The sequence below is a fragment of the Vibrio sp. KUL78 genome (assembly GCF_059725505.1).
Window position 1 is genome coordinate 2754569 of record NZ_AP045837.1, and the last position, 23748, is coordinate 2778316.

Annotated in this window: 20 protein-coding genes; 9 read left to right on the top strand and 11 right to left on the bottom strand. The window is 47.3% G+C overall.

Translation table 11 applies throughout. The features are described 5' to 3' along the window. Positions 1 to 36: 36 nt before the first annotated feature. A complete protein-coding gene (lpcA, locus tag AC6I8Y_RS12875; protein ID WP_128648969.1) occupies positions 37 to 612 on the bottom strand; it encodes a D-sedoheptulose 7-phosphate isomerase in 576 nt (191 codons plus the stop codon). A 332-nt stretch (positions 613 to 944) separates the two neighbouring features. Between lpcA and fadE the strand changes: the two genes are divergently transcribed. Further along, positions 945 to 3389, top strand: a complete 2445-nt coding sequence (gene fadE / locus AC6I8Y_RS12880; RefSeq protein WP_498020305.1) for an acyl-CoA dehydrogenase FadE — start codon at positions 945 to 947, stop codon at positions 3387 to 3389. A gap of 79 nt (positions 3390 to 3468) precedes the next feature. Here the strand turns inward: fadE and AC6I8Y_RS12885 are convergent, their stop codons facing one another. Together AC6I8Y_RS12885 and dnaQ are read right to left on the bottom strand one after the other, a co-directional pair. Next, positions 3469 to 4713, bottom strand: a complete 1245-nt coding sequence (locus AC6I8Y_RS12885; protein WP_394150734.1) for a TIGR03503 family protein — start codon at positions 4711 to 4713, stop codon at positions 3469 to 3471. A gap of 9 nt (positions 4714 to 4722) precedes the next feature. Continuing rightward, positions 4723 to 5466, bottom strand: coding sequence for a DNA polymerase III subunit epsilon (dnaQ, locus tag AC6I8Y_RS12890; protein WP_252012218.1), 744 nt, complete (start codon positions 5464 to 5466; stop codon positions 4723 to 4725). Between the two features lie 57 nt (positions 5467 to 5523). Between dnaQ and rnhA the strand changes: the two genes are divergently transcribed. Continuing rightward, the gene (rnhA, locus tag AC6I8Y_RS12895; protein ID WP_234495323.1) at positions 5524 to 5988 is read left to right on the top strand and encodes a ribonuclease HI; all 465 of its coding nucleotides are present in this window, start codon (positions 5524 to 5526) and stop codon (positions 5986 to 5988) included. On the opposite strand, the gene AC6I8Y_RS12900 is transcribed toward rnhA, so the two are convergent. Further along, a complete protein-coding gene (locus AC6I8Y_RS12900) occupies positions 5985 to 6725 on the bottom strand; it encodes a class I SAM-dependent methyltransferase (RefSeq protein ID WP_234495322.1) in 741 nt (246 codons plus the stop codon). The two genes, rnhA and AC6I8Y_RS12900, sit on opposite strands and share 4 nt — an antisense overlap. Before the next feature lie 38 nt (positions 6726 to 6763). Here AC6I8Y_RS12900 and gloB point away from each other — a divergent pair, with 38 nt between their 5' ends. Both gloB and AC6I8Y_RS12910 read left to right on the top strand, forming a co-directional pair. Next, complete coding sequence (gloB, locus tag AC6I8Y_RS12905) at positions 6764 to 7522, top strand: hydroxyacylglutathione hydrolase (RefSeq protein ID WP_042473759.1); 759 nt, start codon at positions 6764 to 6766, stop codon at positions 7520 to 7522. Positions 7523 to 7598: 76 nt separating this feature from the next. After that, the gene (locus AC6I8Y_RS12910) at positions 7599 to 9167 is read left to right on the top strand and encodes a LysM peptidoglycan-binding domain-containing protein (RefSeq protein WP_394150735.1); all 1569 of its coding nucleotides are present in this window, start codon (positions 7599 to 7601) and stop codon (positions 9165 to 9167) included. 138 nt (positions 9168 to 9305) lie between these two features. Here AC6I8Y_RS12910 and thiI read toward each other — a convergent pair whose 3' ends face one another. From thiI to pomA, 3 genes are all read right to left on the bottom strand, one after another. After that, positions 9306 to 10754: a tRNA uracil 4-sulfurtransferase ThiI gene (thiI, locus tag AC6I8Y_RS12915; protein ID WP_394150736.1), complete on the bottom strand. Its 1449-nt coding sequence runs from the start codon at positions 10752 to 10754 to the stop codon at positions 9306 to 9308. Positions 10755 to 11013: 259 nt separating this feature from the next. Further along, positions 11014 to 11952, bottom strand: coding sequence for a flagellar motor protein MotB (locus AC6I8Y_RS12920; RefSeq protein ID WP_394150737.1), 939 nt, complete (start codon positions 11950 to 11952; stop codon positions 11014 to 11016). A gap of 33 nt (positions 11953 to 11985) precedes the next feature. After that, on the bottom strand, positions 11986 to 12750 hold the full coding sequence (pomA, locus tag AC6I8Y_RS12925) for a flagellar motor protein PomA (RefSeq protein ID WP_394150738.1): 765 nt from the start codon (positions 12748 to 12750) through the stop codon (positions 11986 to 11988). Positions 12751 to 13085: 335 nt separating this feature from the next. Here pomA and xseB point away from each other — a divergent pair, with 335 nt between their 5' ends. From xseB to dxs, 3 genes are read left to right on the top strand one after another with little or no spacing between them, the layout of a single operon-like run. Continuing rightward, positions 13086 to 13328: an exodeoxyribonuclease VII small subunit gene (gene xseB / locus AC6I8Y_RS12930; protein WP_042473750.1), complete on the top strand. Its 243-nt coding sequence runs from the start codon at positions 13086 to 13088 to the stop codon at positions 13326 to 13328. A 20-nt stretch (positions 13329 to 13348) separates the two neighbouring features. Continuing rightward, positions 13349 to 14233, top strand: a complete 885-nt coding sequence (ispA, locus tag AC6I8Y_RS12935) for a (2E,6E)-farnesyl diphosphate synthase (RefSeq protein WP_234495318.1) — start codon at positions 13349 to 13351, stop codon at positions 14231 to 14233. Between the two features lie 24 nt (positions 14234 to 14257). Continuing rightward, positions 14258 to 16123: a 1-deoxy-D-xylulose-5-phosphate synthase gene (dxs, locus tag AC6I8Y_RS12940; protein ID WP_394150739.1), complete on the top strand. Its 1866-nt coding sequence runs from the start codon at positions 14258 to 14260 to the stop codon at positions 16121 to 16123. Between the two features lie 136 nt (positions 16124 to 16259). Here dxs and gltX read toward each other — a convergent pair whose 3' ends face one another. Further along, positions 16260 to 17687 (bottom strand): glutamate--tRNA ligase, encoded by a 1428-nt coding sequence (gene gltX, locus AC6I8Y_RS12945; RefSeq protein WP_498020306.1) that lies wholly within the window; start codon positions 17685 to 17687, stop codon positions 16260 to 16262. A gap of 203 nt (positions 17688 to 17890) precedes the next feature. On the opposite strand from gltX, the gene AC6I8Y_RS12950 reads away from it, so the two are divergent. Next, complete coding sequence (locus AC6I8Y_RS12950; protein WP_498021512.1) at positions 17891 to 20620, top strand: heavy metal translocating P-type ATPase; 2730 nt, start codon at positions 17891 to 17893, stop codon at positions 20618 to 20620. A 91-nt stretch (positions 20621 to 20711) separates the two neighbouring features. Beyond that, complete coding sequence (locus AC6I8Y_RS12955; RefSeq protein ID WP_234495315.1) at positions 20712 to 21161, top strand: DUF411 domain-containing protein; 450 nt, start codon at positions 20712 to 20714, stop codon at positions 21159 to 21161. Between the two features lie 31 nt (positions 21162 to 21192). Here the strand turns inward: AC6I8Y_RS12955 and AC6I8Y_RS12960 are convergent, their stop codons facing one another. The 3 genes from AC6I8Y_RS12960 to AC6I8Y_RS12970 all read right to left on the bottom strand — a co-directional run bounded on the left by AC6I8Y_RS12960 (position 21193) and on the right by AC6I8Y_RS12970 (position 23525). Further along, a complete protein-coding gene (locus AC6I8Y_RS12960) occupies positions 21193 to 21936 on the bottom strand; it encodes an oligogalacturonate-specific porin KdgM family protein (protein WP_498020307.1) in 744 nt (247 codons plus the stop codon). Positions 21937 to 22245: 309 nt separating this feature from the next. After that, a complete protein-coding gene (locus AC6I8Y_RS12965) occupies positions 22246 to 22599 on the bottom strand; it encodes a DUF2799 domain-containing protein (RefSeq protein ID WP_498020308.1) in 354 nt (117 codons plus the stop codon). Between the two features lie 215 nt (positions 22600 to 22814). Continuing rightward, positions 22815 to 23525 carry an oligogalacturonate-specific porin KdgM family protein gene (locus AC6I8Y_RS12970; protein ID WP_128648975.1) on the bottom strand — a complete coding sequence of 237 codons (711 nt, stop codon included), beginning with the start codon at positions 23523 to 23525 and terminating at the stop codon, positions 22815 to 22817. Positions 23526 to 23748: the final 223 nt, after the last annotated feature.

The following is a 23748-nucleotide window of genomic DNA, read 5'->3' on the forward strand; positions in this document are numbered from 1 at the left end:
TCTTTGGTTCCGATCATTGAGAATAACAGTGCGTTGTTATTCCATTTCTTTTTCAACAAGCTGAATAATGATGTGGATGATTTTAATGTGTACTTCTTGGATACGATCTGCGTAGCCAAAGTGCGGTACACGAATTTCAATGTCAGCTGCACCCGCCATTTTACCACCATCTTTACCCGTTAGAGCGATGGTTTTCATGCCTTTCGCTTGAGCAGCTTCAATCGCTTTAAGGATATTCCCTGAGTTGCCCGATGTTGACAAGCCAAATAGCACGTCACCTGAGCGGCCTACGGCTTCTACGTAGCGAGAGAACACAAAGTCGTAACCGAAGTCGTTACTCACACAAGAAAGGTGGCTAGGATCAGAAATTGCGATACCTGCGTAGCCTGGACGGTTTTCACGATAACGGCCAGTTAACTCTTCTGCAAAGTGCATAGCATCACAGTGAGAGCCGCCGTTACCACAAGACAATACTTTACCTTCTTGTTTAAACGAGTCAGCGATCATCTTTGCTGCAGCTTCAATCTGAGCGATGTTGTGATCGTCACTAAGGAATTTGTTTAGTACTTCAGCAGCTTCGTTAAGCTCATTTCTAATCAAGTCTTGGTACATAGGTTTATTCTCTTTGTTTTTGCGACATACACCTGATGTCTGTTCTATTTGAGTTTACCTATAAACCCGTAACTCTGTCGATAGACGTAACCCTACCTGTTCATCGAATTGAGAAATATTGTCAATCAACGCACAAATATGCACATGGACTGTGTTTCCGCTTGCTCAATTTAGCACCAATTAGAGTAATTACTTTTCAGATTTTACATTTGTGCAATATTTGAGTTACAATTATCACTGGTACGACCTCTTACCTTAAAGACAACAATATGAGTCGAACCAAAACAACCATTGCGTAAAACAACAATAAGTACCCAGATAAAGGAACCATCATGGACATCTTGCTCTCACTCGTCGCCTTACTTGGCGCTATTGGTATTAGCTTTTATCAACGAGCGTCATTGGCAAAATCCCTTCTGTTTATCACCGCTGCTATGGTGCTAGGCACGCTACTAGGCGTGTTTGGTGCGATTATGTGGGCGTTATATGTCGCAACTATTGCTATGTTGTGTGTCCCTGCAATTAGACAATCACTGGTGTCAGCAAAAGCACTAATCCTGTTTAGAAAAGTGCTTCCGGCTATGTCTCAGACGGAAAAAGAGGCATTGGATGCCGGTACCGTATGGTGGGAGGCAGAATTATTTAAAGGCAAACCTGACTGGCAGAAGCTGCAAAACATCACGCCTTCAAAACTAACAGAAGAAGAACAAGCGTTTCTTGATGGTCCAGTCAACGAAGTGTGTGCAATGGTCAATGACTTCCAAATCACCCATGAACTTGCCGATTTGCCGCCTGAAATTTGGCAATACCTAAAAGACAACAAATTCTTCGCCATGATCATCAAGAAGCAGTATGGTGGGCTTGAGTTCTCTGCGTACGCTCAGTCTTGTGTACTGCAAAAACTTTGCGCGGTCTCAACAGTCTTGTCTTCAACGGTGGGTGTACCGAACTCCCTTGGTCCAGGTGAACTACTGCAACATTATGGTACCGAAGAGCAAAAAGATTACTATTTACCGAGACTTGCGGTCGGCAAAGAGATCCCATGTTTCGCACTAACAAGCCCTGAGGCTGGCTCAGATGCAGGCTCCATTCCTGATTTTGGCATCGTCTGCAAGGGCCAATGGGAAGGTAAAGAAGTATTGGGCATGAAGCTGACTTGGAACAAGCGTTATATCACGCTTGCACCTGTAGCGACTGTGCTTGGTCTTGCTTTCAAACTGAGAGATCCCGACGGTCTATTAGGCGATGTTGAAGATCTTGGCATTACCTGTGCACTTATTCCAACTCATCTTAAAGGCGTTGAGATTGGTAATCGTCACTTCCCACTTAATGTACCGTTCCAAAATGGTCCTACTCGAGCAAACGAGCTGTTTGTCCCGATTGATTTCATCATCGGTGGTCAAAAGATGGCTGGCCAAGGGTGGCGCATGCTCGTTGAGTGTTTGTCAGTCGGTCGTGGTATTACCTTGCCTTCAAGCTCAACGGGTGGCATCAAAACAGCCGCTCTGGCGACTGGCGCATACGCTCGCATCCGTCGTCAATTTAAACAACCTATCGGCCACATGGAAGGTATCGAAGAGCCATTAGCGCGCCTTGGCGGTAACGCTTATGTCATGGATGCCGCGAGCCGCCTAACCGTCACCGGTATTGATTTGGGTGAGAAGCCATCAGTTATCTCAGCAATTGTTAAGTACCACTGTACACACCGTGGCCAGCGCAGTGTCATTGATGCTATGGATATCGTTGGCGGTAAAGGTATCTGCTTGGGCCCATCGAACTTCCTAGGCCGTGGCTATCAAGGTGCGCCAGTTGCGATTACCGTTGAAGGCGCAAACATTTTGACTCGTTCCATGATCATCTATGGACAAGGGGCGATTCGTTGCCATCCATACGTCCTTGATGAGATGGAAGCTGCTCACTCATCTGCTTCAGATGCGGTGGACAAGTTTGATAAGGCATTAGCAGGTCACGTTGCCTTTACTATCAGTAACTTGGTTCGCAGTTTTTGGCTTGGACTCACTGATGGTCGCGGCTCAGCAGCGCCGCATAAAGATGCAACAACGCGTTACTACCAGCAGCTTAACCGCTACAGCGCTAACTTAGCTCTTCTATCTGATGTATCCATGGCCGTTCTAGGTGGGTCACTGAAGCGTAAAGAGCGTCTGTCGGCACGTCTTGGTGATATCCTAAGTCAGCTATACCTAAGCAGCGCAACGCTAAAACGCTATGATGCAGAAGGACGCAACAGCGAAGATTTACCGCTACTGCATTGGGGTATGCAAGATAGCTTGCTACAAACGGAGCAGGCTCTTGATGACTTCTTAGCGAACTTCCCGAACAAAGCGATTGGTCGCTTGATGCGATTCATTGTGCTGCCATTTGGCACCGTGCGTAAAGCCCCTTCAGACAAGTTAGATAGCCAAGTCGCTCGCATCCTACAAACGCCGAGTGCGGCTCGAACTCGCCTTGGCTATGGTCAATACCTCGAGCCAACTGAGCACAACGCTGTAGGACGAATCGAACAAGCGCTTGATATCATTCTTCGCGCTGAGCCAGTCTTTACTAAGGTATGTAAAGCACTAGAACAGCGTCGTCCTTTCACGCAATTGGACAAAGTCGCCACGTTAGGTCTAGAGAAAGGTATCATTACTCAAGAAGAGGCAAACTTACTCACTACGGCAGAGGCGCATCGTCTGTACACGATTAATGTGGATGACTTCTCCCCTGAGGAACTCGCCGCAAAGCCAGTTTACCCAGCGATGGAAGAAGTGGCTTAACACCTTCAAACCATTAATGCAAAAAGCCAGCTAGAGTTCATCTTGCTGGCTTTTTTGTGCTTATAAGGTGTGAGCTTAATTAACCTGGCATCTTTAATTGCATCTCAGGTAACGAGGCTTTCGCCACCTTTCGACGCCTCAATAGCCACCAGGTGAGACCACCGACAATCAAAAGTATGAGGTTACCGGCAGCAATCGCAATTATCGCCTTTTTACGTACTTCTTGCCTATGCGCCAGTATTTGGGCTTCCTGCTCAGCCTTCTTACGTGCTTCTCGCGCCGCTTGCTGCATCTGTTCTGCCTTTGCTAGATCAATTGCCCCTACTACACTGAAGGTTCTATCGGGCAAGTCAAACACTAGGGCTCTTCCAGATGCGGCTTCATTTGCGTAGACATGTCCCGACCAATGATACGTTCCGATCTGATGACGATCGTTAAACTGAATCAGCATCTCGTTTTCATCACGACCTGCTTGGTGCTGAACGATGCTCTCTGTTTCATCTGGCTCTTGAAGCTCAATCGAGGCAGCAAGTGACCCCGTTTCAATGGTGGCCGCCTCCCCTCTCACCTGCACGCGGTGCGGGACATCACCCTCACCTTGTAAAAAACGAGTGACGAACGGAGTGGGATAAACAAACACTTCTTGCTCAAGTGCTCGCAAGAAAACCCCGTTTCCGGTGGTAATTCGAACATTGTACTTACCAGGTTCGATAGTTATCGGCAGCTCAACCGTGAAGATGCCATCTCCTGCACGCTCATCCAGACCCTCGCCATTATCGAGGAACTCACCAATAACAATAGGAACTGGCGCGACTTTCGCCGTTGCTTGCGCTTGCTCCTCTAGATAGCGAGTCATAACAACGCGAAGGTTCACTCGGTCTAGGATATTTTCAACGATGAGTGGTTCATTATCCGTCATCAAGCGAGCGGTAAACTTTAGCTTCTCACCCTGATAGATGCGCTGCGGTAGGGTTTCTGCTTGTAACGTCAGCTGAGAGATAATCTGAATATTGTTCTTAGGCGTCACCTTACCAATTGCTTGCCAGGGCCCCGGCATCGGGCGCTCGATGGTAATCACGTCTACCGTCGGTTCTTCTATCCAACGAACGTGTGATGGGTGGCGCCATGCGTAATATTTTTTGCCATCGGGTCTGACCAAGGTTACTGGCTTAGAACGGTCTTCTCGATAAACCAAAAAAGTAATTCGGTCGACGGTTTCATCCACACGAAACCGATTATCGAGAAATGGCATTGAGGACTCACTCGCGATTGCACCGACCGTCAGCGATAGCCACACCGCTATCGCTAGCATTATCCTCTGCATGTTTCTCTCCTACTGACGCCAGAGACAACTGCCGCCTTTTTCAACGATATCTAAACGCGCATTATGCGCATCTATTTCATCGGCAGAAGCGACCAAAACCTTTAATGATTTTCGTGAGGATGTGAGACGCTTAATAGATTCGCCACCAGCATCGCCATCAGATTGACCAGCATTGAACTGCATTGACGTCTGTCCACCAGTCATTGCTAGGTATACGTCTGCCAAGATCTCCGCATCGAGCAATGCCCCGTGGAGAATACGAGCTGAGGTGTCGATAGTGTAGTGTTTCGCCAACGAGTCTAGGTTTTTCCTAGCTGGCATGTTCGCCATGCGTTTTGCCATGGCGAGGGTATCGGTGATCTTGCAGTACTGCTCAGTCTTACCTATCGATGCATCCAGCATACCAAACTCGTGGTCCATAAAGCCCACGTCGAAGGGCGCGTTGTGGGCGACCAGCTCGGCACCCTTGATAAACTCGAGGAACTCTTCATGTATCTGTTTGTAGAGTGGCTTGTCTAACAAGAACTCATCAGTAATACCGTGAACGTCAATCGCGTCAGGCTGGATCGCCATGTCCGGTTTGATATAGACATGGAAATGTCGACCAGTCAGTTTTCGGTTAATGATCTCAACCGCACCGATTTCAATGATTCGATGCCCTTGGTAATGCGGACCACCCTCTCGGTTCATACCGGTTGTTTCGGTATCGAGTACGACGATTCGGCGCTGTTCTGGATTGTGACTGGTATTCATGGCGTTTTGTATGTCAGACTATATAGATAAACTCTCAAGACTCTATAGTATCAAATCATGACGAAGCAGGTTGAAATTTTCACTGATGGTTCCTGTTTAGGAAACCCAGGCCCTGGTGGCTACGGTATCGTTCTGCGCTATAAGCAAAACGAAAAGACCCTAGCAAAGGGCTACACGCTAACCACCAACAATCGAATGGAGATGTTGGCTACTATCGTGGCGCTTCAGGCACTTAAAGAGCCTTGTGAGGTCATATTGACCACAGATAGCCAATACGTTCGCCAAGGCATCACACAATGGATCCATAACTGGAAAAAACGTGGCTGGAAAACAGCTGACAAGAAGCCAGTAAAAAACGCCGACCTATGGAAAGCGCTTGATGCAGAAACAACAAGACACTCTATTGATTGGCGCTGGGTAAAAGGTCACGCCGGGCACCGTGAGAATGAGATGTGTGATGAACTCGCACGTGCAGCCGCAGAAAATCCGACCGAGGAAGATACGGGTTACCAGCCGAGCTAGCTCGACTGTTTTTTATCCGCCGTTCGATAACTGACGCTTGCGGGCGTCAGTTTCTTTTTAAGACGCCAGTGCGGCTTAATTGGTTTTAGCGGATAGGTACGCTTTCTAGCAACAATAAAGTACAAGCTCCCCATCGGTGATGCCCAATCACCAATACTGCTCTCAAGCCAAGTCCACATCGTCCTGTAGCGCTTCATTGGAAACAGTGCGTAGGTATCCGCGTAAACCACCTGATAGTTAAGTACCCCCAGCCAGTCTTTAATTCGACCAGGCGTAAACATTCGCCCGCTCCACGGAAAGTTATTTTTTCGCCAAGGCATCAGGCTCGCTAAACCAGTAAAACTCATGGGATTAAAGCCGGTAAGAATTAAATAACCATCGTCCATCATTACGCGATCGACTTCGCGCAGCATTCGATGAGGGTCTTCGGCATACTCTAGCTGATGAGAAAGGATAATCGCATCAAAACTCTTTTCTAAAAATGGCAATTCGTAGCGGTCAGCGATAACATTGTGAAGAGGGTTTTTAACATCAAGATTGACTTGATGCTGAATATTGCAATTGCAGCTCGTTAACTCGCAGCTCAATCCACCAAGCTTTAGTAGGTGGTAGCCAAATAGCTTAGGGCACCATTCGTCGAGGCGAGTTTGAATCGACTCGGACACCCATTGCCCATTGGCGAGTTCATCCCATGAATGAGGATGGTCGACTTTTTTCTTGCTGCGAGCTGGCTTCATATTCGGGCGATCTCCCAAACCGAACTGGAGAAACAACAATGTTACATATCAAAAGCATACCTGCATTTAATGACAATTACATCTGGCTTATTCAAAATAACCAAAACTTGTGTGCTGTCGTCGATCCAGGGGATGCAGAGCCGGTTATCGACTACTTAGAACGCCACGAACTTGAGCTGGTCACTATCCTCGTGACTCATCACCACTGGGACCATACGGGCGGAATTGAGAAGCTGGTAGAGAAGTATCCTTCTATTAGTGTTATTGGCCCTGAACATTCTTCAACCGAACATCTGACTCACCGAGTGTCGGAAGGCCATCGCATCAACCTATTCCAAGAAGAGTTTTTAGTTTTAAATTTACCGGGGCACACGCTCGACCATATTGGTTATGTCGGTGATGGTAAGCTTTTTTGCGGTGACGTGCTCTTTTCAGCAGGTTGCGGACGTATCTTTGAAGGCACACCAGAGCAAATGTACAACTCGCTACAAAAACTCACCCTGCTTCCCGAAGAAACGGAAGTGTACTGCACCCACGAATACACACTCAGCAATCTAGCGTTTGCTCTCGCCGTCGAGCCACACAATGAGTTTTTGCATCAGTATCGCGATCAAGCCAACCAAAAACGAGCACAGGGAATTCCTACACTACCTACCTCAATCGCCGTGGAGAAAAGAATCAATCCATTCCTAAGAACTACCCAAACAGAAGTTGTGAGTTCGGTTGCAAATCGCAGTGTGAATAATGATCCACTCGCCACTTTTACCGCGCTTCGTGAGTGGAAGAACGAATTTTAACGTTTTGCTGCTTGTTTGACCCAACGCCTATTAGTATTATGCTCAACCGTTCAAGTAAGAGGTTGTAGCAAACACAATGCATAAGAAATACAGTTGGGCATTCGCCCTGTTGCTGGCTGGTTGTCAAATGACTCAGCCAGATTCAAGCAGCACAACAGAGCCTACCAACTCTCCTGCAGAAACAGCGACAACTACAACAACAAAGCCCGTTTCAGTAACCACTCCAGATGTTAAACAAGCACCGAAAGCGCTGACGCCTCAACAACAAGAGGATGTGTGGAAGCGTATCGCGATGCAGTTGGAGATGGAGATCCCAAATAATGCGAAAGTCGATTACTATCGCAAGTGGTACATCAAACATCCAAATCATTTAAAGACGGTGTCGCAACGTGCACAGCCGTTTTTATACCTGATCACGGAAGAAATCGAGGCTCGCGATCTACCGCTTGAGCTTGCGCTGCTTCCGATTGTCGAAAGCTCATTTGATGCCTTTGCCTACTCACACGGTAGTGCCGCAGGCTTGTGGCAATTTGTGCCTGCAACCGGCAAAGCGTTTGGTTTGGACCAAACTTATTGGTTTGACGGACGTCGCGACGTGACTCTATCGACCAACGCGGCGCTCGATTACCTAACCCAGCTAAATAATCGCTTTGACGGTAACTGGAACCATGCTATCGCTGCTTATAACAGTGGTGGCGGCCGAGTTTCTAGTGCTATCCGTAAAAACCGCAACGCTGGCAAACCGATCGACTTCTTCTCATTGGATCTTCCAAAAGAGACCAGTGGCTACGTACCAAAACTGCTAGCGCTCGCCGACATTCTAGCGAATGCTGAGAAGTACGGCGTAGAGATCCCACCCATTGCGAACAAGCCAGTATTGGAGCTGATCGACCCGAACGAGCAGCTTGATCTTGCGATCGCAGCAAAATACGCGGGTATCTCGGTCAAGGAGCTACAAAGCTATAACCCAGCTTACAACCAATGGGCAACTGCGCCTGACGGTCCTCAAACTCTATTGCTACCAATCGATAGCGTCGAGCAGTTCAATACTGAGCTTGAGAAAAACCGCGGTAAAGGCATGCGTTTAGTGCGTTATAAGGTTAAGTCAGGCGACTCACTGAGTGTCATCGCTCAGCGCCACCAAACCACGACAAACGTAGTTCGCAATGCGAACGGCCTGAAGAACAACAACATCCGTGCTGGTCAGTACCTGCTTGTACCTACCTCGACAAAAGATGACTCAACCTACAGCTTAAGCGCTTCAAACCGTTTAGCGAAAACGCAGTCAACATCTCGTGGCAACTACAAAGTCACTCATCAGGTGAAAAGTGGTGACAGTCTGTGGTCTATCGCGAAAGCGAATAAGGTCTCTCATCAGTCACTAGCAAAATGGAACGGCATGGGTCCTCGCGATACCTTGCGTATCGGACAAGAGCTGGTTATCTGGAAAAATGCCAGCGACGGTGCAGTCATTCGCACAGTTTTCTATTCGGTACGCAGTGGCGACACCATTAGTGGTATCGCACAGAAGTTCAAGGTTCGTACTAACGACGTCGTTAAATGGAACAGCCTGCAAAAGAACAAGTATCTGAAGCCGGGGCAGAAGCTGAAGTTATATGTGGATGTCACCAAGACAAGCGCATAGTGACTTTCACAGTAATAAAAACCAGTCTTGAGACTGGTTTTTTTATGGCTGGAATCTAGCACCGATACCAATTTCTATCGGTCAGACAATAAAAAAACGCCAAGCATGAAAGCTTGGCGTTTTTCAGAGTACTTTACGTTATGGGCGGTAAACCTTAACGTTGCTGTAGCCTTGCTCTTGAAGATAAAGCGCTTGCAGTCGACTCATCACACCGCGGTCACAATAAAGTAGGTAAGTCTTAGACTGGTCAAGATCACCAAACTTAGTACCAAGCTTGAAGAACGGTAGGTGTTTAACTTCAACGCCATCCAACTCCAATGGATTTTCGTCTTCTTCTTCCGCACTGCGAATGTCGAGTACGATAGCATCGTTTTCAACTGCTTCCACTTGCTCTACCTCCGGTGCCTGCTCTTGGCTCTCTTTCTCGATATCACGGATATCGATCATACGAGCGTCACGCACCACTTGTTCAAGCACAGAGAAATCAAATTTCTCTTCTTCCGCTTCTAGCTTAGACTTCACCGCTTTAACCGTCGGCTTGCGAGAAATCACACCACAGTATTCTGGCATGGTTTTAGCAAAATCTTCGGTGCCGATTTCACGCGCTAGGTCGATGATGTCTTCTTTATCCCAGTTGATAAGAGGACGAAGAATCAGAGTATCTGTTACGCCATCGATATGGCGCAGGTTAGTCAGTGTTTGACTAGATACCTGACCCAGTGCTTCACCTGTCACGAGTGCTTCAATACCAAATTTCTCAGCAAGCATACCACCAGCACGCATAAACATACGCTTGAGGATGACGCCCATTTGGCCGTCTTCTACTTTTTCTAGGATCTCAGCAACAACCGGTTCGAAATCGACAGAGATGAACTTCACCTTCGCTGACGAGCCGTACTTGTTCCACAGGAAGTGTGCTACCTGCTTAACACCAATCTCGTGAGCAGGGCCGCCTAGGTTGAAGAAGCAGTAATGCGTCTTTGAGCCACGTTTGATATGCAGGTAACTCGATACACCAGAGTCGAAACCGCCAGAGATCAGGCTGAGTACATCTTCTTGAGTACCTAGAGGGAAACCGCCAAGGCCTTTGTGACGTGCGATAACTTGGTTAAGCTTGTCGTTCGCAACCTCGATGTTTACCGTCACATCCGGCTTAGAAAGCTTAACACGCGCACTTTCGACCGCTTGATTCAGACCGCCGCCAACGTAGCGCTCAAGCTCAATCGAGGTAAAGTCATGCTTACCGCGACGCTTCGCACGCACGACGAAGGTTTTGCCTTCGATACGCTTGCCGTTAAGTTCTAGAACTTGCTCATAGATATCGTGCATGTCAGCAAAATCAGATTGCTGAACCTCAAGCACGTGGTGGATACCAGGGGTCTGAGTCAGAATCTCCAATACCTCTTTGTAGTATTGGTCTGAACTTGCACTCACTTCAATGTGGTCACGACGGTTAAACACCGCCACCGATTCCGTACGGCGCTGGATAATGATTCGCAGGTTGCACTCAAGGATCCTTGTAAAGCGCTTACGCACTGAATCGCTTTTTACAAAAATCTCTGGATGGGGCTTTACGATAAATCTCATAGTCTTTTCACATCTCGTTGCAATGCTGTCTGAGCGCGACAGTATAGGGAAACACATATCAACTGTAGTACAAATTCGCTCAATTCTGCGTGCTTAAAAACTAAGACTCGACTGAGCGATTGTTCATCAGGGGCGCAAGTATACCCGCAAGCCCGATAAGATGCGAGTAATCGACTTAATTCAAATCTGCACGCATTTCTTTGGTCCACAAACAAAAATACCAGAGCATGGCTCTGGTATTTCATCAACTTGAAAGTCACTAATTTCCGTCTGCGGAGACTTCGTCGGTGTAGACTGGCTCGCCCTGCATAATACTGATCTCGACGCGGCGATTTCGAGCTCGCTGCCTTTCTGTATCATTTGGTCCAAGTGGCTCGGTATCAGCAACACCTATGACTCTGAGTCTAAGGTGTGAGAAGCCCTTCACTTTTTCCATCTCTTGCGCCACGGATACCGCGCGCTGCGATGTTAGATCCCAGTTCGAACGATACAGCTCTGAGTCCAACGGCAGATTATCGGTATGGCCCGATACTCGTACTTGACCCGGGATGTCTTTCACTAAGTCGGCAACTTGACGCACCAGAGGCCTAAATTTGGGTTGCAGGAACGCCGAACCCTCAGGGAAAGCCCCCTTCTCTTGAATTCGAATCACCAACTGCTGCCCAAGGTTTTCCACCTCTACAGCCCCTTGATTGATCTCTTGTTGTAACGCTTGTTTGATAAGCTCTTCTAACTTCTCAAGATCTTCATTCTGCTGCTCATTCTCTGCCGAGGCTGTGCCTATTTGATTCTTCTGCGTTCGGTCTGCGGTTTGTCCGCCAGTGATCTTGCCATCATCACGCTGATTGCCACCCGCTCTGTCTGAGTCCCCTTCTTGAAACTCGAGAGTTTGCTGAGTGATATCAATGGTCTGCTGCATGATCACATCAATAGGCGTTGGCTCTGGACGACCAGGGCGAAACTCCTGCGCGATAATACTGGTGCCCTTAGGGATATCTTTCACTTCCAATCGGTTCTGAACACCAAACGCAAACTTCATTGAACCTGCTATCTGTTTAAACTTCAGTACATCCATCTCAGAGAACGATAGCAAGAGTACGAAGAAGCACATTAACAGCGACATGAGATCAGAGAAAGTCGCCATCCAAGCGGGCGCCCCAGGAGGTGGGCATTTACATTTTGCTTTCTCTTCCATCATTTAATCCCGTTGCAATTCATTACGGACACGGTACTACTCACCATCGAGGTCGAAGGCTCGTTTACTCTCGTTGATGTAGTTCTTCAGGTACCCATCAATGACACGCGGGTTTTGACCATCTTGAATCGCTAATACGCCATCCATAATCAAGCGGCGATTAAGGTTTTCTTGCTCTCGGCGCAGCGTCAGTTTGTCAGCGATAGGGAAAAACAGCATGTTCGCAAGCATGGCACCATAAAGAGTGGTCAAAAGTGCAATCGCCATCGCAGGACCGATGGACTTTGGGTCATCCATGTTGGATAGCATCGCAACTAGCCCCACCAGCGTACCAATCATACCCATGGCCGGTGCCACATCACCGTATGATCGAAACACCGCTGCGCCTTTTTCATGGCGCTCGTCTGTTAACGCGATGTCTTTTTGCATTGCATTACGTACAACCTCTGCATCGTGTCCATCTACAAGAAGATCGATGCCCTTTTGCATAAAGCTGTTTTGGATATCCATTTCTTCAAGCGCTAGGAAGCCGCCCTTACGAGCCGCGTCTGCCATTTCCACAATTTTAGCGATGAGATCTTCTGGTTCGTCGGTCTTGAACATGAACGCCTTACTGGCAATTTTGGTTGCCCCAAAAAACTGCCCCAAGGTGAACTTCATCAAGACGACAAAGGTCGAGCCCCCGATTACGATAAATACCGAGGTTGTATCGAAGTAAGTCATGATGCTGCCACCCAGCACCATTGCGATAACTATCGAAGCGACCCCACCAATGAGGCCTATCAGCGTTGCTAAATCCACTCAACACTCCATGAAAAATTTGACGTCTTAGAAACTCTGGTGAGCTATTCGAGCTCACCGAGTCTATCTCGTTGCTCTAAGGTTATCGACCAAGTGACGATATCTTTAAGTGATTTATGACCACAAAATCACAAAATTGCGTGACCAGTGATCACTTCTCCTCTTTTATCAGATAGAAAAGCCCTTAAACTCATTGTTTTGAGGCACGATATTGGCGCTTTTTTTAGCAATCAAAAAGCCTGCGACGTATCTTCACGGCATTTTTAGCACCTTAAGTTTGACCATCGCTAGCCGCTCATGTAACGTTCGATCATTTCATAAAAAATAAGTACGTTATGGCGACTAAGAAACCTGAAAACATGTCTTTCGAAGCGACAGTCGATGAGCTCGATACGCTGGTAGAACAATTAGAAAATGGCGACCTAGCGCTTGACGACGCGCTGAAAAAGTTTGAGCGAGGCATCGCCTTAGCAAGAGCTGGACAGCAAAAGCTGACAGAAGCGGAGCAAAAAGTGAGTATTCTCCTAGCTAAGGATGACGACGCGGACCTGCAAGACTTCGCTCAACAGTCAGAATAATTTCAAAAGTGAGTATCCCCATGATTGAGGCTTTGAAGTCTTATCAAACGCGCAACAACGAGCAACTGGATGCTTGGTTGGACCGCTACCCGTTTCAACAGCAAAGACTCATTGAGGCAATGCGCTACGCCCTACTTCTTGGCGGCAAACGCGCAAGGCCTTTTCTAGTTTATGCCACAGGTTCTATCTTTGGATGCACTGAAGAGGAGCTCGACACCCCTGCTGCAGCCATCGAATGTATTCATGCTTATTCGCTCATCCACGACGATCTCCCTGCGATGGACGACGATGAACTTCGTCGCGGTAAGCCGACCTGCCACATTGAGTTTGATGAAGCGACCGCTATTTTGACAGGCGACGCACTTCAAACATTGGCATTTACGATACTATCTGAAGGCCCATTAGCGTCATTTGCCGAGTCTCAACGTATCAATATGGTGAAAGAACTCGCGAACGCGTCTGGTGCCGCTGGTATGTGTATTGGCCAAGCACTGGACTTGGAAGCGGAAAATCGCTCGGTAGGCCTAGAAGAGCTTGAGCAGATACACCGCCACAAAACTGGTGCGCTTATCAAATGCGCGGTTCAGCTCGGCGCGTTAGCCGCTGGAGAGAAAGGGCGTGAGTATCTTCCTCAGCTTGAGAACTACGCTGAGGCTATTGGTCTTGCGTTTCAGGTGCAAGACGACATTCTAGACATTGTTAGCGACACGGAAACACTAGGGAAACCTCAAGGTTCCGATGTCGAACTCAATAAGAGTACCTATCCTGCCTTACTTGGGCTGGAAGGCGCGCAGCAAAAAGCTACGCAACTATTTGAAGAAGCACTTTGTGCTTTGCAAGCGATACCCTACAATACGCAATTACTCGAAGACTTCGCACGATATGTCATCGAGCGCAACAACTAGACTATATTAAAGCGCTAAATAACTATGACACTTGATATTTCAAAGTATCCGACACTGACATTAGCAAACACGCCAGAAGAACTTCGTCTGATGCCGAAGGAATCTTTACCTAAGCTGTGTGAGGAGCTAAGGACGTATTTGCTAAATTCAGTGAGCCAGTCTAGTGGACACTTGGCTTCCGGACTAGGCACTGTGGAACTCACAGTTGCTCTGCATTACGTCTACAATACACCTTTCGACCAGCTTATCTGGGACGTAGGCCATCAAGCCTACCCTCATAAGATCTTAACTGGCCGTCGTGAGCAATTATCGACTATCCGTCAAAAAGACGGGTTACACCCTTTCCCATGGCGCGAAGAAAGTGAGTACGACACACTGTCTGTTGGTCACTCATCAACGTCGATCAGTGCGGGTCTTGGCATGGCGATTTCCGCCGCTAAAGAAGGCAAAGACCGCAAAGTCGTTAGCGTTATCGGTGATGGCGCTATCACGGCAGGTATGGCGTTTGAAGCACTGAACCACGCAGGTGATGTTCACCCTGACATGCTGGTCATCCTTAACGACAACGAGATGTCCATCTCTGAGAACGTTGGTGCCCTGAACAACCACCTTGCTCAAGTGTTGTCTGGTAGCTTGTATACCTCCATTCGTGAGGGTGGCAAAAAAGCGCTGTCTGGACTTCCTCCAATTAAGGAACTGGTCAAGCGTACCGAAGAGCATATCAAGGGCATGATTGTCCCAGGAACGCTATTCGAAGAGTTAGGCTTTAACTACATTGGTCCTATCGATGGTCATGATGTTAATGAGTTGGTTAAAACGCTCAAGAATATGCGTGAGCTAAAAGGCCCACAGTTCCTGCATATTATGACCAAGAAAGGCAAGGGCTATGAGCCTGCTGAGAAGGATCCTATCGGCTACCACGGTGTACCGAAGTTTGACCCTTCACACTCTTGCCTGCCAAAAAGCAGTTCAAGCAAGCCGACTTACTCGAAGATCTTTGGTGACTTCCTGTGTGATATGGCAGCGAAAGACCCGTCACTAATGGCAATCACGCCAGCAATGCGTGAAGGCTCTGGTATGGTTCGCTTTTCGAAAGAGTATCCTAGTCAGTACTTTGATGTCGCGATTGCTGAGCAGCATGCGGTGACACTTGCAACGGGCATGGCGATTGCTGGTAACAGACCGATTGTAGCGATCTACTCAACCTTCTTGCAGCGTGGCTACGATCAGCTAATCCATGATGTCGCCATTATGGATCTGCCGGTGATGTTTGCCATCGACCGTGCTGGTCTGGTTGGAGCCGATGGTCAAACCCACCAAGGTGCGTTCGATCTCAGCTTTATGCGTTGTATTCCAAACATGGTGATCATGGCGCCAAGCGATGAGAACGAGTGTCGTCAGATGCTCTACACTGGTCACATGCACACTGGTCCAAGTGCGGTTCGCTACCCTCGTGGCAGCGGTAACGGCACAACACCTGAAGCTGAGTTTACCGCCTTAGAGATTGGTAAAGGCCGTGTTGTTCGCGAAGGTGAGAAAGTAGCCATCTTGTCATTCGGTACCTTCCTAGACAACGCGCTGGTTGCAGCAGAAAACCTCAACGCGACAGTGGCAGATATGCGATTTGTTAAGCCGCTCGATGAGGCGCTTATCAAGGAGCTGTGCGATAGCCACGATGTGATTGTGACTCTTGAAGAGAACGCTATCGCTGGCGGCGCAGGTGCTGGTGTCATAGAATTCATGATGCAAGAGAAGCTAATGAAGCCAGTACTAAACCTTGGTCTTCCAGACCGGTTTATCGCACAAGGCACGCAGGATGAGCTACATACAGAGCTTGGTCTTGATGCTGCGGGTATCGAAGCGTCTATTCGTGATTACATCTCTAAATAGAGATATTTCTGGTTAGAGAAAGCTAAAGCGACCTTATGGTCGCTTTTTTAATGCCACTTTTTCTCATTCGGATAACTTACGGACACAAAAAAGCCGCAACCTAGGTTGCGGCTTTTCAAATCCAATTGGATGGCAATTATGCGTTTGCTTCACGCTCAGCGATAAACTCTAGCGCCATCTTAATGCGAGCAATCACGCGCTCTTTACCTACAAGTTCCATCACAGCGTCCACTGACGGAGATTGACCACCACCCGTTACCGCTACGCGAAGTGGCATGCCAATTTTGCCCATGCCGATTTCTAGCTCTTCGCAAACTGCCGCAATCACTTGCTCTTTAATGTTTGCCGTTGTCCACTCTTGTAGCGCTTCTACTTTCGCTAGCGCTGCTTCTAGAGGCTGCTTCGCAACACCACGTAGGTGTTTCTTAGCTGCACCCGCTTCAAACTCAGAGAAATCTTCGTAGAAGTAACGGATTTGCTCTGCAAGCTCAACCAAGGTATTGCAGCGCTCGCCAACGAGCTTGATCACCTCAGTGATCGCTGGACCATTTTCTGTGTTCAGCTTTTGCTCATCAAGGTGCCATTGAAGGTACTTCGCTACATATTCTGGTTCAGAGGTTTTGATGTAGTGGTTGTTCAACCAGTTCAGTTTATCTGTATTAAACGCTGATGCTGACTTAGAGATCGCATCTAGAGAGAACAAGTTGATCATCTCTTCTTGAGAGAAGATTTCTTGGTCACCGTGAGACCAACCTAGACGTACTAAATAGTTGTTTAGTGCGTTTGGTAGGTAACCTTCATCACGATATTGCATCACTGACACAGCGCCGTGACGCTTAGATAGCTTAGCGCCGTCATCGCCTAGAATCATTGCACAGTGTGCGAATGTCGGCACTGGCGCACCAAGTGCTTCATAGATGTTGATTTGACGTGGTGTGTTATTGATGTGGTCTTCACCGCGCACCACGTGAGTGATACCCATATCCCAGTCATCAACCACAACAACGAAGTTGTATGTTGGCGCACCATCAGTACGACGAATGATCAGATCATCCATTTGGCTATTTGCGATCTCGATACGGCCACGGATTTGATCGTCAAATACTACGCTGCCCTCTTTCGGGTTGCGGAAACGAATCACACACGGATCACCCTCTTTCGCTGCTGCGTTCGCCGCAACAATCTTCGGATGGTTCGCATCGTAGCGAGGGATCTCTTTGTTCGCTTCTTGCTCTGCACGGATCTCTTCTAGAAGTTCTTTTGGTGCATAGCATTTGTAGGCTTTGTCTTCAGCAAGTAGTTTCTCTACCATTTCGTTGTAGCGGTCAAAACGCTTAGATTGGTAGTACGGACCCTCGTCCCACTCAAGACCCATCCACTGCATGCCTTCTAGGATCGCATCTACTGCTTCCTGAGAGTTACGCTCAAGATCTGTATCTTCAATACGTAGAACGAATTCACCGCCTTGGTTTTTAGCAAATAGCCAAGAATACAGTGCAGTACGCGCACCACCGACGTGAAGATAGCCTGTAGGGCTTGGAGCAAAACGTGTTTTAACCGTCATCGAAAGTACCTTGTTGTCAACGTCGCACAATGCTCATCATTATGCGTTGCAAATTTTGGGCGCTATTTTATCACCTTGCGCTAATTCTACAATCACTATACCCAATAACCTCATCAACCAAAGTCAATGTGATCAAATCTCTTGACCTTACCCTTGAGGGAAGGTTTATGGTTAACAACAACGAACGAATTTTGAGGTGGGTTATGGTCAGTTATACGCTTAATTTATCGGGTTTATCCTGTATGGGTTGCGTGAATAAAGTCAGAAATGCTGTCGAAGCATCGACCAATGACATCCATATCGACCATATCGATAAGCAAACACTTAAGGTCTCAACACAAAGTGATGTGAGTACAGTGATTGAGATTGTTGAAGGCTTTGGTTACCAAGCTAAGCCTGTATGGGTATTTGAACTCGCGGGGCTAAACTGCGGTAAGTGTGTAGCAAAGCTGCGTGAAAAACTGCGATCGCTCGAAGATAGCGACATCATTGAGATCAGTAAGCAATCACTAACACTGGAATCAACACTGAGTGTAAATAGCATCGTTGATGCAATCGAAGAGGTTGGATATCACGCTACTGTATTGACGGAACAAGTGACGGAGTCATCTAATGTCCTCCCTACAGACACCGCCATTGAACATTCGGAGTATCAAGATAAAGAACCTGAAATCCAACAGCCCGTCGAAGCTTCACAAAACACCCACCCACCAAGTATTCATTTGCTGATTCAAGGCATGACCTGCGCGAGCTGTGTCTCGTCAGTAGAGAAAGCACTTCTCTCCGTGCCTGGTGTCGACATTGCTCGCGTAAACCTTGCCGAGCAAAGCGCCATGGTCAGCACCACCTTGCCGATAGATGATATCCAGACACCGCTATTAAAAGCGATTAGCAATGCCGGTTACCAAGGCGAGCTGGTCGAGGACCTAGCGACCAGCCAGCAGCAACAGCAGCAAGCCTTGCTTGCTCATCAAGCGCAGCAAAAAAAGAATACGATTGTCGCGCTAGCGGTCGGAGCGCCGTTGATGCTGTGGGGCGTGCTTGGCGGCAGTATGATGATCCGTCACTCTGGCGATCAAATGGCTTGGGGCGCTGTCGGCATACTCTGCTTATGGCTTCTCGCGACGGCAGGTCGTGATTTCTATACCAACGCTTACAAATCGCTAACGCACGGTCGTGCCACCATGGACACCTTGGTTGCTCTGGGCACTGGCGCAGCATGGTTCTACTCGATGCTCGTCGTCATCGCTCCGAGCTGGTTCCCTGAATCATCACGTCATGTGTATTTTGAGGCAAGCGCGATGATCATCGGACTGATCTCGCTCGGTCACTACATAGAAGCCAAAGCGAAAGCCAAGACCAATCAATCCTTACAGGCGCTGATGAACCTTCAACCTCAAGTGGCGACGGCGATCATCGATGGCAAAGACGTCGAATTGGCCGTTTCCGACATTCAGCTTGGCATGAGACTGCGAATTAAGCCGGGTGAAAAGGTCCCCGTCGACGGACAGGTTTCTGAGGGTCACAGCTATGTTGATGAGTCTATGCTCACTGGCGAACCGATTGCCGCACTTAAAGGGGTTGGCGACAAGGTGTCAGCAGGCACTGTGAATACCGACGGCAGCTTAGTCATCGACGCAACGGGCGTCGGCGCCAATACCATGCTGTCACGCATTATTAATCTGGTTCGAGACGCACAGAGCAGCAAACCCGCTATTGCGAAGCTCGCAGATTCCATCTCTGCAGTGTTTGTCCCTGTTGTTGTGCTCATTGCCTTAGGCGCTGCGGCGGTTTGGTTCTTAGTAGGCCCAGAGCCAAAGGCAAGCTACATGCTTGTGGTCACGACAACCGTACTTATCATCGCCTGCCCTTGCGCTCTGGGTCTTGCTACCCCGCTGTCTATCACCGTTGGCATAGGTAAAGCCGCGCAAGCTGGGATTCTGATTAAAGATGCGGATGCACTACAGAAGCTTAGCAAGATCAACGCTGTCGTATTTGATAAGACGGGAACGCTCACGTTAGGGCAACCTAAAGTACAAGGCGTCCAAACCGTTGGTCTATCTGAAATGGAGCTTGCTAGATTGGTGTTGCCATTAGAGAAACGCTCTGAACATCCTCTCGCCAAAGCCGTCACCGATTATTGGGCTGAAACAGAGGTCAATGAGCCAACCGAGTTTGAGAACCTCAAAGGTAGAGGCGTTCAAGGAGTGGTGGAAGGTCGCCACGTGCTCGTTGCTTCTCTAAATCATATCAAAGCGTTACAAGTGGATATAGCTGAGCTAGATGCATCAATTTCAGACGCTGCGACCAAGGCTTTAACCCCTATCGTTATCCTAGTTGACTCTAAACCTGCGGGCTTAATCACCATTGCCGATCAAATCAAACCAGAGGCAAAACAAGCGATTGAAGCCCTCCAAAATCAAGGTATAAAGACCATTATGCTAACCGGTGACAATCGCCACGTTGCAAAAGTCATTGGAGAGCAAGTTGGTGTTGATGAGGTGTTCTCTGAAGTATTACCAGATGAAAAAGCCGCGCATATCGAAGCGCTTAGAAAACAGTATCAACATGTCGCCATGGTGGGTGACGGCATCAATGATGCACCGGCATTAGCGCTCGCAGATGTGGGTATCGCCATGGGCTCGGGTAGCGATGTCGCGATAGAAAGCGCCCCAATGACGCTACTAAACAGCAACCCTGCCAGTGTGGCTCACGCGATCGCTCTCTCCAAAGCGACGGTTAAGAACATTAAACAGAACTTGTTCGGTGCGTTTATCTACAACACCTTAGGCATCCCAATTGCTGCTGGTGTGTTATACCCACTGTTCGGATTTTTGCTTAGCCCTGTTTTTGCAGGGGCAGCAATGGCACTTTCTTCTATTACGGTCGTAACCAATGCTAACCGATTAAGAAAGTTTCACTATAAAAACTAACCCGTGCTCAGCATGACCGACAATCTAAAATAAGGTTATATGAAGCACTTGGTGATTGTTGATAACAATGCAATGTTAAAGAGGATGAACTATGTCGAACCAAAAACGATTTATAAAACTGGCAACGCTATCGCTGGCGATGCTAGCAGGCTCGGCGTTTGCAACCAATGTACTGACCTATAAATCCCCATACTGCGGATGCTGTAAAGACTGGGTCACGCACATGGAAGACGCAGGCTTCACGGTCACCGTCGAAGATCATAAGAATATGAACCCAATAAAACAAAAGCTTGGTATCAAACCGGAGCTGGCCTCCTGTCATACGGCTGTTATCGGCGACTATGTGTTTGAAGGGCATATTCCCGCTGACGATATCAAGGCGTTTCTAGAAAACCCACCAAAAGGTGCGAAGGGCTTAGCCGTACCTGGGATGCCTGTAGGCTCTCCTGGTATGGAATATGGCGATCAAAAAGACCCGTATCATGTCTATGCTTACAACGAAGAAGGGCAGGTCTTTTCCTACCGTTCGTACAACATGTAGACAACAACGCCCACATGAAGTGGGCGTTTTTTTAGAAGTGATAAGTACCACCTACGACAATGGCTGAGTTTGCCGTGCCACGTGGGTAATAAGGCGTTCGAAACGTGCCTTGGTTCTTGTATTCAAAATAAGGCTGAAATGCGAACTTAGTCAGCGTTAACCTAAATTCATGGTCCATCGCATTATCGGTATATGGGTAGTAAGGATGGTAAGCCCCACTCATATGATAAACGTTGTTATAGTGCAGCTTTATCGGGTGAGTTTTTAGTTGATACTCCACCTTGCTGTCGAAACGATAGTCGATATCTGGCTTGTAACCCCAGCGGTCATGCTTTGCATAGGCCTCAACACGCGTGCGATGACTCAGTGACAGCCCCTCATCAAAGTCATACCCAATCTTAAACAATGGGCGATATTGCACAGTTTCACCGAGTTGCATCAAGTGCTCATAGCCTGCCCCAAGCCAAAAGTTTTTCGACATCTGAAACTTCTGTTCAACCCCTAGTGTAGTCAGCGGCGCACGTGCGGAGTGACCATAGTAAACATTATCGTGGTGGTTATGATGACTGTATGGCGTCTTACCAATGGGAATGTCCTCTACGATAAAACGAACCGTCGTATCCGTATCAAACGTATGACCCGCTTCCATTTTGGCAGTAGTTTTAGAGTCGTAAAGGTAAGTGCTATTAAATTGGATGTTGCCTTCGATGTATGAAGAGGCGGCGCTTGCAAAAAATGCAGTGAGGCTAAGCAACACAAAAATTAGGTGACGCAAAGTAGCTTCCTTTTATTGGCTAATTTGCGCCTATACTTTAGTTACTCAGAGTAAAACACAAGTTTTGACAAAGTCATCAAACTGAAAGGTCATAATGAATAGAAATTTAGATAAATCATTAATAATCATAATCTTGAATTTAAATCTAATTCTACCTGTCAACTAAATGTCATGACACTCCGAAGAGCTCGCCCCCAATTGACCCAACTGCGTTAAATATCACCAGTTTGAGTAAACTTAAAATTTTCCAAAAAAGATTAAAGCTATGTGAGAGCCGACTTTAGCCGGCGTGATTCACCTAAAGATAAACTACAATCTCCCAAGACTTTGGTTTGAGCGACCATCGTTATAGCGCATCCGAAATCGCCAATCTAACTCATCACAGATACCAATATAAGGTTTACCCATAATCCCAAGTTTGTAGGCATCTTGCTCACAGAACTCAGCTCGCCCTTTTTCATAGCCTTTAGAGTAAGCGTCAAAAAGTGTTTGCTCAGAAAGCTGTAGGTGGTCCTGATCCTTTTTTGAGTATCCTTTTTTTGCTTCCACATAACCAAATTGGTTCCAGCTATCTACCGAGCCATCGGTTGGAAAATTTGTCGAGGAGCACCCCGCAATCAATAGAAAAATCAATATCCCTGCAATCCGAGTTAAGTTTCGCATAATACCTCCAAGACATCAGTGTGGATAAAATCGTTTACTCGCAACTCAATACGATAAGTTTGTTCATTATCACGTAACACTACGATGTCACCACAGCCAATTGCTATCTGCCTCAAACCTTGCGAGTCACCACTAACATTTTTCGCGCTATCGTTACATTTCTTGCAAAAAAAAAGGCCCCATAAGGGACCTTTCTAAAACGAAATTGTCGACGTTTAGAAGCCGTAAGACGCACCGAATACAAAGGCGTTATTCACTAGGCTGCTACCGTTGCTGTCTTTCAAACCGTGTGCTTGGCTACGGAACTCAAAGTAAGGTTGAACACCTTCACGAGTCCAAGTGGCACGTAGCTCGTGGTCCATCGTGTTTACTTTATCATTACCACTCGCATCTTTATCACCCGCCACTACATAAACGTTGTTGTATGAAAGTGCGATCGGTTGGTCAGCAAATTGATAAGCAATTTTGTTATCTAAACGAACATCAGTATCAGACTTACGAGCTTGGCCATCTAGTTGGTTGTTAATGTGCATACGAGTACGGTTACTCAAAGAAAGTCCGTTGTCGAAGTTATAACCAATTTTGATTAGTGGACGGTACTGTACTGTGTCACCACCTTGTACTAGATGATGATAGCCTGCAGCCAACCAGAAGTTATCTGTTACGCTAAATACCTGCTCTACACCCAGCGTTGTGAAAGGCAAAGGACGGTCAGTATCTTTCACATCACCGAGAGGAATAGCATCAAACTCTACTAGAAGTGTCGTGTTTGAATCGAACGTATGACCAGCTTCTAGCGTTGATGTCGCTTTTGAACCTTGCAGGTAAGTATCGTGGAATTGAACGTTACCTGTTACATAAGAAGAACCAGCGAATGCACTTGTTGAAGCTACTGCTAAAGCGGTAAGAGCGAGGACTTTTTTCATGGTAAAAACACCTATATTTGTTGATATATGGGCGGCTTATATTGCCGTCTTGTTTCGTTGCCAGTTGGCTTGCACTCAATGTACTCGCAATTAATTCGCACCAACAAATAAATAACCCAGTAAAGTGACAAAAATCACACTAGATATTTAAAAATAAATGTAAAGCCAATAAAATCAAACACTTAAATTCAGTCTGTAATTTTATATAAAATTCTAGAAAAGA

Coding starts and splice junctions, on each gene's coding strand:
- lpcA (WP_128648969.1), bottom strand. CDS start 612: ATGTACCAAGACTTGATTAGAAATGAGCTTAACGAAGCTGCTGAAGTA.
- fadE (WP_498020305.1), top strand. CDS start 945: ATGGACATCTTGCTCTCACTCGTCGCCTTACTTGGCGCTATTGGTATT.
- AC6I8Y_RS12885 (WP_394150734.1), bottom strand. CDS start 4,713: ATGCAGAGGATAATGCTAGCGATAGCGGTGTGGCTATCGCTGACGGTC.
- dnaQ (WP_252012218.1), bottom strand. CDS start 5,466: ATGAATACCAGTCACAATCCAGAACAGCGCCGAATCGTCGTACTCGAT.
- rnhA (WP_234495323.1), top strand. CDS start 5,524: ATGACGAAGCAGGTTGAAATTTTCACTGATGGTTCCTGTTTAGGAAAC.
- AC6I8Y_RS12900 (WP_234495322.1), bottom strand. CDS start 6,725: ATGAAGCCAGCTCGCAGCAAGAAAAAAGTCGACCATCCTCATTCATGG.
- gloB (WP_042473759.1), top strand. CDS start 6,764: ATGTTACATATCAAAAGCATACCTGCATTTAATGACAATTACATCTGG.
- AC6I8Y_RS12910 (WP_394150735.1), top strand. CDS start 7,599: ATGCATAAGAAATACAGTTGGGCATTCGCCCTGTTGCTGGCTGGTTGT.
- thiI (WP_394150736.1), bottom strand. CDS start 10,754: ATGAGATTTATCGTAAAGCCCCATCCAGAGATTTTTGTAAAAAGCGAT.
- AC6I8Y_RS12920 (WP_394150737.1), bottom strand. CDS start 11,952: ATGATGGAAGAGAAAGCAAAATGTAAATGCCCACCTCCTGGGGCGCCC.
- xseB (WP_042473750.1), top strand. CDS start 13,086: ATGGCGACTAAGAAACCTGAAAACATGTCTTTCGAAGCGACAGTCGAT.
- ispA (WP_234495318.1), top strand. CDS start 13,349: ATGATTGAGGCTTTGAAGTCTTATCAAACGCGCAACAACGAGCAACTG.
- dxs (WP_394150739.1), top strand. CDS start 14,258: ATGACACTTGATATTTCAAAGTATCCGACACTGACATTAGCAAACACG.
- gltX (WP_498020306.1), bottom strand. CDS start 17,687: ATGACGGTTAAAACACGTTTTGCTCCAAGCCCTACAGGCTATCTTCAC.
- AC6I8Y_RS12950 (WP_498021512.1), top strand. CDS start 17,891: ATGGTCAGTTATACGCTTAATTTATCGGGTTTATCCTGTATGGGTTGC.
- AC6I8Y_RS12955 (WP_234495315.1), top strand. CDS start 20,712: ATGTCGAACCAAAAACGATTTATAAAACTGGCAACGCTATCGCTGGCG.
- AC6I8Y_RS12965 (WP_498020308.1), bottom strand. CDS start 22,599: ATGCGAAACTTAACTCGGATTGCAGGGATATTGATTTTTCTATTGATT.
- AC6I8Y_RS12970 (WP_128648975.1), bottom strand. CDS start 23,525: ATGAAAAAAGTCCTCGCTCTTACCGCTTTAGCAGTAGCTTCAACAAGT.